The 16,373-nt window shown below is 74.4% G+C and carries 9 protein-coding genes and 2 pseudogenes; 3 read left to right on the top strand and 8 right to left on the bottom strand.

Annotated elements, in window-relative coordinates:
• From KVT45_RS53160 to eccD, 7 genes and pseudogenes are all read right to left on the bottom strand, one after another.
• A pseudogene (locus KVT45_RS53160) lies at positions 1-233 on the bottom strand (thiamine biosynthesis protein); the annotation flags it as partial.
• Between the two features lie 119 nt (positions 234-352).
• Positions 353-1,210 (bottom strand): ABC transporter permease, encoded by an 858-nt coding sequence (locus tag KVT45_RS53155; RefSeq protein ID WP_254648674.1) that lies wholly within the window; start codon positions 1,208-1,210, stop codon positions 353-355.
• A 14-nt stretch (positions 1,211-1,224) separates the two neighbouring features.
• Positions 1,225-2,052: an ABC transporter ATP-binding protein gene (locus KVT45_RS53150; RefSeq protein WP_308311154.1), complete on the bottom strand. Its 828-nt coding sequence runs from the start codon at positions 2,050-2,052 to the stop codon at positions 1,225-1,227.
• A 159-nt stretch (positions 2,053-2,211) separates the two neighbouring features.
• Positions 2,212-2,637, bottom strand: coding sequence for a hypothetical protein (locus tag KVT45_RS53140; protein WP_217562016.1), 426 nt, complete (start codon positions 2,635-2,637; stop codon positions 2,212-2,214).
• A 75-nt stretch (positions 2,638-2,712) separates the two neighbouring features.
• Positions 2,713-3,384 (bottom strand): response regulator transcription factor, encoded by a 672-nt coding sequence (locus tag KVT45_RS58305; RefSeq protein ID WP_217562014.1) that lies wholly within the window; start codon positions 3,382-3,384, stop codon positions 2,713-2,715.
• A gap of 145 nt (positions 3,385-3,529) precedes the next feature.
• Positions 3,530-5,017 carry a type VII secretion protein EccB gene (gene eccB, locus KVT45_RS53130; protein ID WP_217562012.1) on the bottom strand — a complete coding sequence of 496 codons (1,488 nt, stop codon included), beginning with the start codon at positions 5,015-5,017 and terminating at the stop codon, positions 3,530-3,532.
• Positions 5,018-5,033: 16 nt separating this feature from the next.
• Positions 5,034-6,422, bottom strand: coding sequence for a type VII secretion integral membrane protein EccD (gene eccD / locus KVT45_RS53125; protein WP_308311155.1), 1,389 nt, complete (start codon positions 6,420-6,422; stop codon positions 5,034-5,036).
• Positions 6,423-6,737: 315 nt separating this feature from the next.
• Here eccD and eccCa point away from each other — a divergent pair, with 315 nt between their 5' ends.
• On the top strand, positions 6,738-10,796 hold the full coding sequence (eccCa, locus tag KVT45_RS53120) for a type VII secretion protein EccCa (RefSeq protein ID WP_217562022.1): 4,059 nt from the start codon (positions 6,738-6,740) through the stop codon (positions 10,794-10,796).
• 55 nt (positions 10,797-10,851) lie between these two features.
• Here the strand turns inward: eccCa and KVT45_RS53115 are convergent, their stop codons facing one another.
• Complete coding sequence (locus KVT45_RS53115) at positions 10,852-12,093, bottom strand: S8 family serine peptidase (RefSeq protein ID WP_217562008.1); 1,242 nt, start codon at positions 12,091-12,093, stop codon at positions 10,852-10,854.
• Between the two features lie 244 nt (positions 12,094-12,337).
• Here KVT45_RS53115 and KVT45_RS53110 point away from each other — a divergent pair, with 244 nt between their 5' ends.
• The gene (locus KVT45_RS53110; RefSeq protein WP_217562006.1) at positions 12,338-15,640 is read left to right on the top strand and encodes a hypothetical protein; all 3,303 of its coding nucleotides are present in this window, start codon (positions 12,338-12,340) and stop codon (positions 15,638-15,640) included.
• 319 nt (positions 15,641-15,959) lie between these two features.
• Positions 15,960-16,373 (top strand): annotated as a pseudogene (locus KVT45_RS53105) (hypothetical protein); the annotation flags it as partial.

The raw sequence follows: 16,373 nt of genomic DNA, 5'->3' as shown, positions 1-16,373 counted from the left end.
TTGCTCGCGGCGATGTATTCGAGGATCGACGCGGACGACTGGTACTGGTAGCCGGAGAGGTAGGTGATCTTCCCGGCGGCCTTGTTCTCGGCGCAGCGGTCGGCGGAGATCGCGGATCCCTCCGAGCCCTTGGAGGTGGTGGCGTCGGATCCCGATCCGCATCCGGCGGCCACGGCCGTCAGGGCGACGGCGGCGAGAGCGGCGAGGCCGGATCTGGCGAGGCGCGACTGCATGGGTGACTCCAGACTGGCGGTGTCCGCCGGGCGTTGATGCGTGGGATGGAGGAAGGCACGGGTCGTCGGCGCCCCGGCCCTCGGGGGCCCCGGGCGAAGCGGCGCGGGCGCGGGCCCGGTCAGTCGTGCGTGCTGTCGTGCCAGTGCAGGACGCGGCGTTCGACCAGCGTCACGGCGAGCAGCAGCAGGACGCCCATGACGGCGAGGACGAGGATCGAGGCGTATACGACCGGGAGCTGGTTCATGGACGAGGCGACGCTGATCACGGTGCCGAGGCCGCGGGTCGAACCGGACGCCGACATCTCTGCCACGACGGCACCGATGATCGACAGCGGGAGGACGATGCGCAGCGCGGCGAACAGGAACGGCAGCGCGTGGGGGATGCGGACGTACCAGAGCAGTTCGACGCGGCCGGCGTCCATCGTCCGGTACACTTGGAGGACCTGCCGGGGCACCGAGCGCAGTCCGGCGGCGGTGTTGATGAGGATCGGGAAGAAGCAGATCAGGGCCGCGATGACGAGTTTGGGCAGCGGGCCGAACCCGAACGCGACGACCAGGGCGGGCGCGATCGCCACCAGCGGGGTCACGTTGAGGACGACCGCGATCGGCATGACGGCCCGCCGCAGCAGCGGGAGTTCACTCGTCAGCACCGCGAGGACGAACGCGGCGGCGAACCCCATCCCCAGGCCGGCGGCCGCCTCGCCCAGGGTGACCAGGGCGTTGTCGACGTAGTAGCCGAACTCGGAGGTGAGCGAGGTGCCGATCTTCCCCAACGGGGGCAGCAGGTACGGCAGTTCGTCGGCACCCCACTGCCACAGCAGCGCGAGCAGTGCCAGCATCACGAGGAGCGGCGCCCAGACGGCGGGGCGGATCCAGGCGATCCGGGACTTCGGATGCCGCAGGCTGAAACGGGAGGGCTCGGCGGGCGGTTCGGTCCCGGCGGCGGCCCGCGCGGTACGTTCGTCGGCTACGGTCATCGCTCCCGCCTCCCTCACGCGGCTTCACTGCGCCAGGCCCGGCGCAGCCGGTCCCGGATCAGGTCCTCGTACTCGTGGAACCGGCGCTCACCGAAGAGGCGGTCGCCGCGGGGCCGTTCCAGGTCGACGTCGATGGTGTCGACGATGCGGCCTGGGCGCGGGGCCATCACGACCACGGTGTCGGAGAGCCGGACGGCCTCGGAGACGGAGTGGGTGACGAACAGGACCGTCGTCTTCAGCTCGTCCCAGAGGTCGAGGAGCTGGTCCTGGAGGCTCTCGCGGGTGAACTCGTCGAGCGCCGAGAAGGGCTCGTCCATGACGAGGACGTCGGGCCGCAGGCCGAAGGCGCGGACGATCGCGGCCCGTTGCCGCATGCCGCCGGACAGCTGGGCGGGAAGCTTGTGCATGGCCTCCCCGAGACCGGCCTTGACCAGGAGTTCCCGCATGTCCGGAGCGCCGGTCGCCGTCCGCTCGACGCTGCCCGCGATCCGCTCCCGGCGGCGTGCCGCACCCTTGTTGATCTTGTGGGGAAGGGTGACGTTCCGCAGCACCGACAGCCATGGCAGCAGGGCCGGACTCTGCGGCACCAGGCCGATCATCTTGGCGGCACACGCCTCGGCCGGCTCCACACCGTGCACCCGTACGGTGCCGTGGTCGGGTTCCTCCAGACCGGCCGCGAGCCGCAGCAGCGTCGACTTGCCGCAGCCGCTGGGCCCGATCAGGCTGACGAAGCGGCCCGCGGGTACCGACAGGTGGACGTCGTCGAGGGCGGTCGTCGCGGACGGCCCGAATCCGTAGACCCGGCGCACCGACCGCAGGTCGAGTGCTGGCGTACCAGTCACCTTCACGCTCCCATCCATGTCGCGAGCACGAAGGCCCGATCCTGGAAGTCGGAGAGCGTGCGTGGCGAGTGCGGAACTGCCACGCGGAAATCCGCTTAGGTGCCCCCGACAGTAGAAACCTCGTGTTTCACCCGGTCGCGGCGGTCCGTTTCATCGGCTTTACGTTCGGCGCGGCAGTGTTACGACGGTGTCGCCGTCGAACACGTAGACCTCGACGCCGAGATCCGCGGCGGCGCGTGCCACCCAGCCGCCCAGCGCCTGCACGATCACCTCGGTGACGAGGAGGACCGTGCGCTCGGCGGTGGGCACCGAGTTCTTCAGCCAGAGCAGCTTGAACATGTCCGCCATGACCTTGTTCCGGTAGGCGGGCTTGTAGGCGCCCTGGTTGCAGACGAGTTGGACGAGCACGCGGCCCGGGGCGTCGATCCCCTCGACCTCGACCCGGCTGCCGTCCGGCAGCATCAGCGGCTTCGGGCGCAGCGCGATGCCGAGCCGGTCGCCGAGGGCGAGCAGCATCCGGCGTTCGACGGAGCCCTCGGCGAACCGGCTCCACTCGGTGGGGGCGTCAAGCACTGTCAGGCGCACGTCCCGGAGTCTAGGAACGTCCCGTTTCGCAGGTGTTTCCTGCTTCGGGCCGGGTTCAGAAGATGCCGGTCCGGGTCAGAAGATGCCGGTCCGGATCGCGTACGCCACGGCCTGGGTTCTGTTCCTGACCCGCAGCCTCTTCACGGCCTCGTGGATGATGCCCTTGATGGTGCGTTCCGAGTAGCTCATCTTGTCCGCTATCTCGACCGTGTTCATGCCCTCGGAGAGCATGCGGAGCACCTCGATCTCCCGGACCAGCAGGCCGTCCTTGCGGGACAGGTCGGTGAGGGTCTGCTGCCGCTGCTGGTTGCCCAGTTCGGCGATCAGGTGGGCCACCAGGTCCTCGGGCATCCGGCAGCGCCCGGCGCCGGCCTCGACGACGGCGTCGACCAGCCGGTCGAGGTTCAGGTCGCCCCGGTACAGGAAGCTGGTCAGTCCGTACTCGACGGCCAGCGAGAGCTGCCGCTCGGTGATCCGGTCGGCGATCATCACGACCGGGACGGGTGTGCCGGGGGCGCGGGCGGCGTCCTGCCGCATGACCCTGATCCAGTGGTCGTCCACGGCGCTCAGCAGGAGGACGGACACGTCCGCGTCGGGCAGCCCCTGCGCGGCCAGGAGTTTCACGCGTGCGCTCGACTGCAGGTAGGCGCCGGTGGCGTGTTCCAGGATCGCGTCGCTCGCCCTCAGGACGACGGAGACCGGAACGCTCAGCGCGTCGCACATTCCATCTGCTTGGTTCTCAGGCACGTTCGGCACTTTATGGCTCCGGTGAGTCACCGGCTTACGTCAAATGACCCAATGAAACTTACGCCCCTCTGTGTCGATTTGACGCTCTCTAGTGCCTTTCGGGGCACGGGAGTTGGGCACGGGTCGGCGGGGACGGCCGGGTCCGTCAGCGTGCGGCGCAGCCCGGTGCGGTGCCGGCCGTCGCCTCCCCGGCGATCGCGCTCTGCGGGGACAGGTCGGGGCCGGTCGGCAGCATGGCCAGCAGCGCGGAGGGCAGGCCGCGGGCGGCGGACAGGTCGTAGCCGAGGTCCTGGGCCGCCGCGGCCGACGGGACCAGGTACTTCATGCCGGTCTCGGTGACCAGGTAGGTGGTGTTCCCGACCTGGCCGCCGCCGGCTCCCAGCGCCCGGACCAGGCTGCCGCCGTCCGGGGGTACGGCCACGGAGTCCACCGGCAGGCAGGCGGTGCCGGCCGGGGTCTTCGCATGGGCGGGCAGCGCGCCCGCGTCGATCACGGCGACGCCGACACCGACACCCGCACCGGTGCCGGTTCCCGTGGCGGTCGTGCCGCCGGCCGCCCGCAGCCGTACGCAGGCCGCCTGGGTCTGGCTCACCGGCAGCAGCGCAGGCGGGGTGGCCGGCAGCGCGCGGCCGGCCGTCTCGACGTCCGAATCGCCTTGCACCAGGACCCCGTTGAGTGCGTCGGCGGTGATGGCGACGGCGACCGGTGCGGCACCGCCGTAGGCCTTCTCGCGGACTCCGGGGCCGCTGAGCGACAGGGCCGCCTGGGTGGCGGTGAGCGGGACCAGGCCGGTGCGCAGGAGCAGGTAGTAGCGCTCGGTGGAGCCGGGGGTGCGGACCACGAAGACCTGGCCGACGCGGGTCTTGCGGCCGTCCAGCGCGGGTCCCGCGGTGCCCTGGCCGGTGACGGCCGGCGGGGCCAGGTCGGCGCCGGCCGGCAGCGCGTCCAGGAAGGCCGCCGAGACCGGCAGCGGGTCGGTGGCGCCGTAGCCGAGCGCCTCGGCGGTGGCGGTGCCGGACGCCAGCCGGTAGCGGTTGCCGCGCCACACCAGGTAGTCGGTATGGTCCGGGCCGCTGACCAGCAGTGCCTGGCCGGCGGCCAGCCCGGCGCCGGCGGTCGCGCCGTCCACGACCAGGGTGGTGGCCGGGGTGTGCGCGCTGCTGCCCGTGGTGCGGGTCGAGGCGCACACCTCCCAGCGGCCGGTGTCGAGACGGTCCGCGGCCGGCAGCGTGTCGGGGGCGCCCGGGATGCCCACCGCGCTGCCGCGGGGCGTGCCGGCGAGCGAGGCGGCGGGGACCGTGCGGGTGCTCAGGCCGGTGCCGACGATCAGCCGGGCGGAGGCGTAGTTGCGGACCGGGCGCAGCGAACCGTCGTAGAGGTAGCGGTTGCCGGTGCCGCTCTCCACGACGAGCGTCTTGCCGTCCTGCCAGGCGGTGGAGCCGCCCGGGGAGATGAAGCCGAAGACCAGGAAGCCGATGGCCGCCACCGCGCCGAGGCCGCCGCCGACGGCCAGGCCGCGGTTGGTCCGGCGGTTGGGGCTCTCCAGGGCGTCGGGGTCGGTGCGCATCAGGCCGGTGGTCAGCCGGGAGACGACGAAGCGGTGCGCCTGTACTTGCTCGCGCCGGGTCTGCATGGTCCCTGTCCCGCCCTCAGCCCTTGATCCCGCGCAGGTCCGCGTACACGTCCAGCACCCACAGCACCGCCGGCAGCAGCCCGATCGCCGCCGCGGACTGCGCCAGGTCTCCGGCCCGGCCCCAGTACGGCAGCAGCCGGCGGCCCGGCACCGACCACAGCACGACCGCGACCACCACCCCGGCCAGCAGTATCGCCACCGCCGTCAGCTGCCCGTTCGCGCCGAGGTGCAGGGCCGCGCACACGGTCAGCAGCACCGCGCCGAGCGCGCCGGGCACCACCAGCGCGAGGCGCTGCCAGGCGTTGCCGAGGTTGCGGCCGTGCAGCAGGAGCAGCGCGGACAGCAGGCCGCCGGTGAGCAGTTGCGGGGCCTGCGGGTGCCGGGCGAGTCCGGCGAAGCAGCCGGCGCAGACCAGCCCGGCGGCGAGGTACAGGCCGGTCATCCACTGGTCGGTGGCCGCGGTACGGGCGGTCAGCTCCGCGCTGGGGTACGGGTCGATGCCCTCCTGCAGCTGCTCGGCGTTGGCCGGCAGCGGGGGCAGCCGCAGCCCGGAGAGGGAGAACGAGATCATGGGGACGAAGGCCCCGAAGACCATCACGGGTACGGCCACCCCGGCCGCGGCGCCGTCGACGCCCGCGTCCGTCGACAGCATCAGGGCGCCGCCCAGCACTCCGGCGACCGCGACCAGCACGCTCGGCGCGAAGGCCACCGGGAGCGTGGCGACGACGGTCATCGCGAGCGCCGTGCAGATGCCCCAGGCCGCCGCGCCGGCCAGCCAGCGGGCGCCGCCCGCGTGGGCGTCGGCCGTACCGCCCACCAGCAGGGCGCCGCCGAGGGCCGCGAACGGGCCGGTGGCCAGGCCCAGCAGGACCGCGCTCGGCACGTCGTCGAGCACCCGGGCCGCGGCCCCGGCACCGGCCAGCAGGAGCAGGGTCGCCGCGGCGCACACCGCGGCCCGGCCGACGCGGTCGCCGCCGGACAGCGCGAGCACCGTGAGCGCGCCCAGCAGCACCGCGGCGAGGACGGACCGCAGGGCCCACCGGCTGACCGTGGGCGACCAGGCGTTGGGCAGCCCGCGGACGGTCGCCGCGACACCGTCCACCAGGTTGTCGAACCGGACCGGCGGCAGCGCCTCGGTCGCCGGGCGCAGCAACACCACGTCTCCGTCGTGCAGTTCGAGCGACTGCAGGGTGCCCTCCGGGTCCAGGGGGGCGCCGCCGATGCGCTGCAGTGCCCAGCCGCCGTGTTCGAGTCCGGCCTCGTGCAGGTCGTCCCCGGCGTAGCCGACGATCACCGGCAGCAGGTCCGCCACCGGGATGTCGGCCGGCACGGCGAGGTCGAGCGACTTCTCCGGCGCCCGAACTGTCAGTCGGCACACACCGGTTGTACCAGGCAAGGCCGCCACCGGACTCTCGCTCATCGGGGTCGTCTGCCCTTTCGTTCAGAAGGTGGGTTCGTTCGCACATGAAGTCGCCCGGACATGTCTGAGGACGGCCTGAGGTCATGTGCTGTGTGTGCCGCGGAGGTGATACTGCGGAGGTGATGCCGGGGGACCGATGTCCCCGTGAGGGCGTTGTCGACAGTGCGGTGCACCCGGGTGTCCTGTCAACCTGGTGTGTTCCGGCCGGTGCACCGCCCGCCCGCCACCCGGTGTACGACACATGCCAGTCGGCCCGTGCAGCCGGTCCGTTCCCGAGCCAGAGGTGACGTTTCCTTGAGTGTGGTGTATTTCCGCAGGTCGGCGCGGCGCAGCGGCCCCGAGATGCCCACGGGCGACCTCGCCCTCCAGGAGCCGCCGACGGTTGCCGAGCAGGCCCCGGGCGGCAGCGGGCTGATGACATATCTGCCGATGGCCATGATGTCCGGCGCCATGGTGCTGCTCTACACCCGGCCCGGCTCCGCCTCCAGCCCCGTCACCTATGTCGTCGTCGGTGTGATGGTGATCGCCATGGGCACCATGCTGGGCGGCCAGTTGATGCGCTCCGGCGCCGAACGCAAGCACAAGCTCCGGGGTGCCCGCCGGGACTACCTGCGCTATCTGGCGGGGGTACGGCGCCGGGTGCGCCGGGCGGTGGCGGAGCAGCAGGGCGCGCTGGCCTGGCGGCATCCCGACCCGGCGGCGCTGTGGAGCTTCGCCCGCAGTCCGCGGCTGTGGGAACGCCGGGCCGGTGACGAGGACTTCGCCGAGGTCAGGCTGGCCGTCGGCGACCAGCGGCTGGGGCTGCGGCTGACCACCACGGCGAGCCGGCCGGTGTCCGACCTGGACCCGCTGACCGCGCACGCGCTGCGCGCCTTCATCAACGCCTACTCCACGGTGCCCGAGCAGCCGATCGCGGTGTTCCTGCGGACCTGGGCCCGGGTGCTGGTCCGCGGCGACCGGGCGCAGGTGCTCGGCACCGCGCGGGCCATGATTGCCCAACTGGCGGTGATGCATGCCCCTCAGGACATGGTCGTCGCGTTCTGTGTGTCGGCCGAGCGGCGCGCCGACTGGGACTGGGCGAAGTGGCTGCCGCACAGCCTGCATCCCCATGAGACCGACGCGGCAGGCCCGGCCCGGCTGATCGCGGCCACCGCCGACGAGCTGGAGGAGCTGCTGGGCGCGGACTTCGCCGAGCGGCCGCCGTTCGACGCGGCCGCGGTGCCCGGCCGGGAGGAGCCGTTCACGGTCGTCGTCCTCGACGGCGGGCGGCTGCCGGGCGGCCACCGTTTCGACCGGGCGGGCTTCCGCAACACCGTCGTCCTCGACCTGTCCGGGACGCTCGCCTGGCGGCCCGGCCGCACCGTGCTGCGGCTCGAACTGGCCGACGGCGAGCTCGCGTTGGTGCGCACCGACCGCAACCGCAAGGAGGCGACCACCCCGCTGGGCCGCGCCGACGCGCTCGGCCCGGCCGCGGCCCGTTCGGTCGCGGCCCTCCTCGCCCCGATGCGCACCGGCGAACTCGCCGAGGAGACCCGCCCGCTGGAGTCCGACATCCAGCTCACCAGCCTGCTCGGCATCCCCGACCTGCACCGCCACGACCCGGCCGGCTACTGGCAGCGCCGGGCGGCCGGCGCCGAGTCGGGGCGGCTGAAGGTGCCGGTCGCGGTCGGCGCCGACGGGCGCCCGGTGGAGCTGGACATCAAGGAGTCCGCACAGGGCGGCATGGGCCCGCACGGCATGCTGATCGGCGCCACCGGCTCCGGCAAGAGCGAACTGCTGCGCACCCTCGTCCTGGGCCTCGCCCTCACCCACTCCTCCGAGACGCTCAACTTCGTCCTCGTCGACTTCAAGGGCGGCGCCACCTTCCTCGGCCTGGACGAACTCCCGCACACCTCCGCGGTGATCACCAACCTGGCCGGGGAGGCCGCGCTGGTCTCCCGGATGCAGGACGCCCTGCACGGCGAGATGATCCGCCGCCAGGAACTGCTGCGCGCGGCCGGGAACTACAGCTCCGCCCTGGAGTACGAGCGGGCGCGCGCCGCCGGCACCCCGCTGGCCCCGCTGCCGAGCCTCTTCGTGGTCGTCGACGAGTTCAGCGAACTGCTTGCCGCGCACCGGGAGTTCATGGACCTGTTCGTGATGATCGGACGGCTCGGCCGGTCCCTCGGGGTGCATCTGCTGCTGGCCTCGCAGCGCCTGGACGAGGGCCGGATGCACCAGCTGGAGGGCCATCTGTCGTACCGGATCGGGCTGCGTACCTTCTCCGCCATGGAGTCGCGCGGGGTGCTCGGCGTCCCGGACGCCTACGAGCTGCCGCCGCAGCCCGGCAGCGGCTTCCTGAAGAGCGGTGTCGAGGCGCTGACCCGGTTCCGGGCGGCGTACGTCTCCGGCACCTACCGGCAGCGCTCCGGCGCGCTCGCCCAGGAGCAGCTGGCCCGGCAGGTGGTGCCGTGGACCGGCGAGTACGTCGCGGCCCGGCAGGCGCCGGTGCCCGTCCCGGCCGCCCCGGAGCCGGCCCGGGACCCGAATGTCAGCGAACCGGAGGGCGGGGCCGACTCGCTCCTCTCGGTGGCCATCGGGCGGCTGCGGGACGCCGGGCCGCCGGCCCACCAGGTGTGGCTGCCGCCGCTCGACCAGCCGCCCACGCTCGACCAGTTGCTGCCGCCGCTCACCCCCGACCCGGACCTCGGCCTCACCACCGCCGACTGGCCGAAGCGCGGCCGGCTCACCGTCCCGGTCGGCATCATCGACAAGCCCTTCGAGCAGCAGCGCGACCTGCTCACCGTCGACCTGTCCGCGGCCGGCGGCCATGTGGCGATCGCGGGCGGCCCGCAGAGCGGCAAGTCCACCCTGCTGCGCAACCTGATCGCCGCGCTCAGCCTCACCCACACCCCGCGCGAAGTGCAGTTCTACTGCCTGGACTTCGGCGGCGGCACGCTCACCGCGCTGGCCGGGCTGCCGCATGTCGGCGGGGTCGCGGCCCGGCTGGACACCGAGCGGATCGGCCGTACGATCGCCGAGGTCACCTCGCTGCTGGCGCGCCGCGAGCGGCTCTTCCTCGACCACGGCATCGACTCCATGGCCACGCTGCGCCGGCGCCGGGCCGCGGGCGAGTTCGCCGACGAGCCGCACGGCGACGTGTTCCTGGTCATCGACGGCTGGTCCACGGTCCGCCAGGACTTCCAGGACCATCTGCCGGTCATCAACCAGATCGCCACCAGCGGCCTCAGCTACGGCATCCACCTGATGACCACCACCGCCCGCTGGGTGGAGCTGTCGGCGGCCGTCCGGGACCAGTCCGCGACCCGCCTCGAACTGCGCATGGGCGACCCGCTGGACTCCATGGTCGACATCCGGCGGGCCGGCACCGTGCCCCGCTCGCCGGGACGCGGCCTGACCATCGACTCCAAGCTGCACTTCCTGGCGGCCCTCCCCCGGATCGACGGCGTGACCGGCGCCGCCGACCTCGCCGACGGCGTCGGGGACCTGGTGTCGGCGGTCGCCGAGAACTGGTCGGGGCCGGCCGCGCCGCCGGTGCGGATGCTGCCGACCCTGCTCAGTGCGAAGGAGCTGCCGGAGTTCGTGCCGGCACCCGCCGGATCCGGCGGGGCCGGTGCCGCCGGTGCCGTCGCGGCGGTACGGCGATTCCGGATGCCGATCGGTGTCGAGGAGACCGAACTCGCCACGTTCTCGCACGACTTCGCCGAGTCCCCGCACCTGGTGGCCTTCGGCGACACCGAGAGCGGCAAGACCAACCTGCTGCGGCTGGTCGCGAAGAACATCACCGAGCGGTTCACGCCCGCCGAGGCCCGGATCCTGGTGGTCGACTTCCGCCGGAACCTCATCGAGGCGGTGCCCGAGGAGTACCGGCTCGGCCACGCCGTCTCCGTCGACCAGCTCCGGGAACTGGTCGACGGCGTCGCCCGCGCGCTCAAGACCCGTACGCCGGGGCAGGACATCTCCCCCGCCCGGATGCGCCTGGCCGACTGGTGGAAGGGGCCCCGGCTGTTCGTCCTGGTCGACGACTACGACCTGGTCGCGGCGCCGATGCGCACCCCCTTCGAGCCCCTCCTCGAACATCTGCCGCTCGGCTACGAGACCGGCTTCCACATGGTGGTGGCCCGGGCCGCGGCGGGCGCCATGCGCGGCATCAACGACCAGCTGGTCCGCCGCATGCTGGAGACCAACTCCCCCGGCCTGCTGATGTCCTGCCCGCCCGCGGAGGGCTACCTCTTCAACAACGTCAAGCCCCGCATCCTGCCTCCGGGGCGCGGCCTGTACATCACCCGGCGGCGCACGCTCCAGGTGCAGACGGCGCTGCTGGAGACGGCGGAGGAGCGGGAGCCGGGGCTGTTGTGACACCGGGCGCGGGCGCGGTACCGGGCCCGCGCCCGGTACCGGGTCAGGCGCCGCGTCAGGCGCCGGCCGTCGTCGTACGGTCGCGGCGGCGGCGCCTGGCCAGGAGGGCCGTCGCGGTCAGGACGGCCGCCGCGGTGCCGGACGCCGCCAGGACGGTGTAGGCGCGGCGGGCCGGGGCCGGGTCCTCGGTGACCGGGGTGAGACGGATCGCGTGCGAGGCCGCCGTGCTCGCCGACGGCTCGGTCGTGGGCAGCACCGCGGACAGCGCGCCGTACGGATTCAGGCGCGGCACCTCGCCCGGGTAGGCGCCCGCGACCAGCCGGGTCCGTACCTCGGCGGCGGTGAGGTCCGGGTGGTAGGCCCGGACGAGGGCGGCGGCACCGGCGACGAACGCGGCCGCCACCGAGGGCCCGTTGGCCAGATAACTCCCCTTGCCGGACGGCCCGATGCCGGTGATCCCCTGCCCGGGGGCCGCGAGGTCGGCGCGGGCCGGGTCCACCGCGCCGTCCGGCCGGGCGCCGTCGATGTCCAGGTCCACCACCGACAGCACCTCCGGCCGGGTGGCCGGCCAGTACGCGACGGTCGGCCGCTGGTCGCCGCTGCCCGTCGAGGTGGCGGTGAGCGTGTCCGGGACACCCGCGGCGACCACCAGCACGTCGTGTCTCGCGGCGTACTCCAGCGCCGAGTTCAGCGCGGCCGTGCCGCTCGGGAAGGACTGCGACACGTCGACGACGCCGGCGCCGGCGTCGGTCGCCGCGCGTATCCCCGCGGCCACCCGTGCCTCGTCCGGTGTGCCGTCCGTGCCGGTGCCGCGGACCGCGAGGATCCGCGCGTCGGGCGCGACCCCGCTGAAACCGCTCCCGGTGCGCGGTGCCGCGGCGATGATCCCGGCGACGAACGTGCCGTGCCCGACACAGTCCTGCGTCGCCCCCGCCCCCAGCCCCCTCACCCGGCCGGACAGCCCGGAGGAGGCGGCCGACACCCCGGTGTCCACGACCGCGACCGTCACCCCGGCGCCCCGGGTCAGCTGGTGGGCGCGGGTCAGCTCCAGGTTCTGCTGCGCCCACGGCACCTCGGTCGTCACCGTGCCGGACGGCTTGGTGCAGGACGCCCGGGTGAGGTCGAGGCGGGCCGGTACGACCGGGAGCCGCAGCGCGGGCGCGGTGCCGGCACCGGCGGAGGGCAGCGGGCTCGGCGTACCGTCCGCGACGGCGGTTCCGGTGGCGCAGCACAGCAGGGCGGCGGCGAGCGCCGTACCTCCGGTGCACCGGAAACCTCGTATACGGCTGTCGGCCATGCCGCCTCCCGCTGTCTTCGCCATGCTGTGCTCGCGCGCTCCGGAATTCTCCGGAACACCGGAGGTTCCCGTCGCCGAACTCCCGGACCGGGTCCGTGACATTCCAGGCGCTGTTTGTCTCCGCGATCGCGCGCTGTCGCTCGAAAACGACGGACGCTTCTGCACTCGTATTCGCGGGCAGTATATTCCCGGAGTCGAGGCCACTAAGTCGCCGGAAAACAACGTTGAGAATCGAGTTGACGTCTTGCACCGGTCTTCCAAGTCCCGCCAGGGCGGCCCGCTGCGCCTGACCGGCGCGAAGGGCGTGTACGCCGTGCACGCGGCCGGCCCGGTCCCCGAGCAACTGGCCGACGCGGCCCGGGCGCTGGACGCGGTCACCGGCGCCGGCGCCTTCCCCGGCACGGCCACCGTGCTGGTCGGCGCCGGCTTCGACGACACCGACGCCCTGAGCGACCTGCTGGAACCCGCGCTGGAGGAGTGCCGGGCCGCCGGTACGACACTGCTGCGGATGGTGATGTCCGGCGGCGCCGTCGACATACCCGAACGCCCCAGCCCGGCCCGCCGGATCGCCGACCGGTGGGGGCTGGACGTACTGGCCCCGGCCGGTGTGGCCATGGTGGTGCCGGGCGGCACCCTGTTCGCGCCCGACCTGCCGGACGCGGCCGGCGGCTGGTGGCAGTTCTCCCCCGCCCGGCAGCCCCGCGGCCTCGGCCCGCGCCACCCCGAGCCCGGCTGGCAGAGCGCGCTGGACCGGGTGGCCCCCAACACCGCACCGGGCTGCGTGATCGAGCACATCCCCGCGGGCCTGCTGATCCAGCCGGCCGAGGCACCGGCCGAGGGCGCCGACGCGATCCGGTACGCCCTGCCCGTGGACCCCGACGGCCCGGTGCTGCTGGTGGACACCACCGGCACCGCGCCGGTGCCCGCCGACGCCCTCGCCGACACGCTGGCCGCGCTGCCCGCGCCGGTCCGCTCCACCGTGCGCCTGGTCTCCTGCGACGGCGGCGACCTGCTCGCCGTCGGCCAGGAGGTCGCCGACCTGCTCGGCACGGAGGTGCAGGTCGCGGGCGGCCTGCCGCTGCTGCTGGACGAACCGCGCGCGGCCGGCCGGTCCCGGGGCGACGGCGGCTCGCCGTGGGGCGGACCGGGCGGACCGGGCGGACCGGGACACGGCGGTACGGCCCGTACGGTGCTGCTCGACGCGGCGGGCAACCCCTCCTGGCAGCCGTACATCCGGACCGTCACCTGCCGTCCCGCCGACGGCGCGGCGGCGCCCCCGGCCCCCCGCATCGGCACCTGGCGGGCCCCGATCGGCGGGCTGAGCCCCGCCGCCGAGACCGGCACCCTGCTGCTCGACCGGGAGTGGCAGGTCACCGTGACCCGCGCGGGCCTGTGGATCGGCCCGCAGGGCACCCGGCTGCCCGCGGCGTCGGCGAACCGGGCGGTCCGGGCCGAGGTGATGACCGTCGACATCGGCGTCCCCGGCCGCACCCTGGACGACTCCCTGCTGGCCCCGCTGGAGCACCTGCTCGGCTCGCTCCAGGACGACATCCGCACCCACACCCTGATCCAGCTGCTCGGCGACCCCACCCCGGGGACCCTGCGCGCACTGCGCCGCCTCGCCGTCCGCCACGACCTGGCACTGACCTCACAGGCCCAGCAGCCGACGGGGACGGCAGCGGCGGTACCGGGGAGCAGGGGCGTCACGGCGACGGGCGGTACAGGTACGGGTACGGGTACGGGTGTGCGCCGGAGGGGGCGTACGGGTACGACGGGCGCCGGGGGTCCGGCGGGCGGCACCGAGGGCGAGGCGACCGGCCTGCTCCGGGGAACGGCCGGAGAACCGGTCACGGAGGGGGCCGTGGCAGGGGAACCGGTCACGCAGGGGGCCGTCCCGGCGGCGCCCGCGCGGGGTGGGTACGCGCCGCCCGTTCCCGATCCGACGACCCTCGTGTCCGCGCCGCCCGCTCCCGCCACGCCGTTGGGCGTCGTCGGGGCGGACCCCGGCGGGAGCGGCGACGGTACGCCGGCCGGCCCGCGGACCGCTTCCGCCGTTGGTCCCGCGGGAGGAGAGAGCGGTACGGCGTCGGCCGCCGCACTGGGAGTCCGCCGTTCCGCCGAGGGCACCGGGGGCGGTCCCCGCTCCGTACGCCTGGGTGACGGGTCGTCGACCGGGGAACCGGTCACCGGCAGGGTGCCGTCCGGTGCGGCTCCGGACGGCCCGGATGCCGTCCGCCATGCTCCTGTCCTCGAATCACCCGAGACCGCTGAACCGCCCCGGTCCGGAGCCGAGCAGCCGGTCACGGAACCGTCGGTGCCGGAACCCTCGGTGGCAGAACCCGCGGTGGCAGAACCCGCGGTGGCAGAACCCTCGATGGCGGGAGCACCGTTGGCGGAGCCCGCGGCCCCGGAGGCCGCCGGGTCCGGCTGGCCGCCCGCGGGTCAGGTGCCCGCCGCCGAGCGGGCGCCGTGGCCTCCGCTGCCACCCGCCGCGCGGGACACCGGCACGGACACCGTCGCCGGACTCGCCGGACTCGCCGCGGTCACCGAAGAGGAACTCGGCCTGCCGATGGCCCCGATGGCCCCGATGGCCGGGCTGATGAGCTCGGCCCCGCCGCACACGGAACCCCCGGCGGCGGCCGATTCCGGCGGCACCGCACCGGAGCGGGCCGGCGCCGGTCCGGACGGTCCGGGGCTGCGGTCGGTGGCCTGGCTGCCCGTCCGCCCGTCGCACCGCAGTTCCGAGGCCGAACGCGACGCCGTACGGACGTACCTGGGCGAGCGGTGGGACCACCACGGCGGCGCGGTGACGCGTGCGCTGACCCGGTTGCCGGCCCTGCGCGACAGCGAGCACCCGGAGGAGGCCGCCGCCGATCTCGCCGCGCTGCACTCGTACCTGACGGCGGACGCCGGTGCCCACCGCGCCCTGCTGGAATCCCTGGAGGCGGGCGGCACCGAGCTGCTCCCCCTGCTCGGCTGTGTGACCTCGGGCCTGCGCCGGCTGCCCTCGTACCGCGGCGCGGCCGTGCGGTCGGCCGGCGGGCCGTTCGGCGAGCGGGCCGAACTGCTGCTGCCCGGCGAGGAGTTGGGCGAGGCGGTGCCGGTGGGTGCGGTCGCCTTCGACAAGTCGTACCCGTCCGTGCCCGCCGACCACTACCTGATCTGGTCCATGACCGGCCGCAAGGCAGCCGCCGTGCTGACCGAACCGGAGGCGGGCCCCGGCGCCTCGGGCGACTCGGATCCCGCCGCCGGTACCGGTATCGGTACCGGTATCGGTACCGGTGTCCCGGCCGGGGAGGTGCTGTTCGCCCCCGGCACCCGTCTGCGGGTCCTGCAGAGCGTGCGGCGCGCGGGGGCGACCGTGGTGCTGCTGCGCGAACTCCCGGAGTCCGCGCCGCCGTCCGCCCCGGGCCGCCTCGACGACGCCGACGCCTCCGTGCTGAAACGCCTGCTCGCCCTCGCCGACCTGGCCACGGCGCCACCCGGCGGCGGGCCGTGGCCCGAACGGTGCACCGGCGTCCTCGGCCTGCCTGCGCCCGACGCCTGAGCCGGGCCCGCTCGCCCGGTTTCCCGATGGGGCAGAACCTCCCGCTCATCAGGCAAGGAACGGTCCGCCGGGTGTGCGGGGCCCGGAGCGGGGCGAAGAATGGCAGAGCGTGCCGTATGGCCCGCCCACGCACCTTGTTCCGACGAGTCATCCATGGCGGGCAACCCCTGTCGGTGCCCGGCGGCACCGACACGTCCTGGAGGCCGGTCCTCGGACGGATGCCGCCCGCCACCTGGATGACGGCGAGTGCGGCCGCCGCCTCGGGCGAGGCGGCGGCCCTCTCGTGTCGCCCCCCGCGAATGACGATTGAGGAGGACAGATGGCCACCGAACATCCGGTGGGCGGTTCGCCGCCCGCCGCCGGCTCCACCGTCTCCGAGGCCCGGTCCATACGACGGGCGATCGCGCTGCCCCTGAACGACGGCGACCTCGGCGGCGCCGCGGCCTCGGCGCTCGTCTCGGCCGGCCAGACGGCCAGGGCCGCGCACGCCGTGACCGCGAAGACCGGGACCGCCGGGACCGCCGGTGCCCAGGAGGGCGCCGGCCTCGGTACCGTGACCGGCGGCCGGTTCCACGGCACCAGGACGGCTTCCGGCCCGGCCGCCGCCGCGGACGGTTCCGCCCAGTCCGGCCGTGTGCTGCGGCCGCGCTTCCGCCCGGCCGGTGCCGCACCCGAGCGGGCCACGGCGGCCCCCGTGCCGCCCGTCGTACCGCCCGTCGCCACCGGCGAGGAG

This window comes from Streptomyces sp. GbtcB6 (assembly GCF_019091475.1).
GTDB classification, from domain to species: domain Bacteria; phylum Actinomycetota; class Actinomycetes; order Streptomycetales; family Streptomycetaceae; genus Streptomyces; species Streptomyces hyaluromycini.
This window is presented reverse-complemented; position numbering and strand designations above follow the sequence as displayed.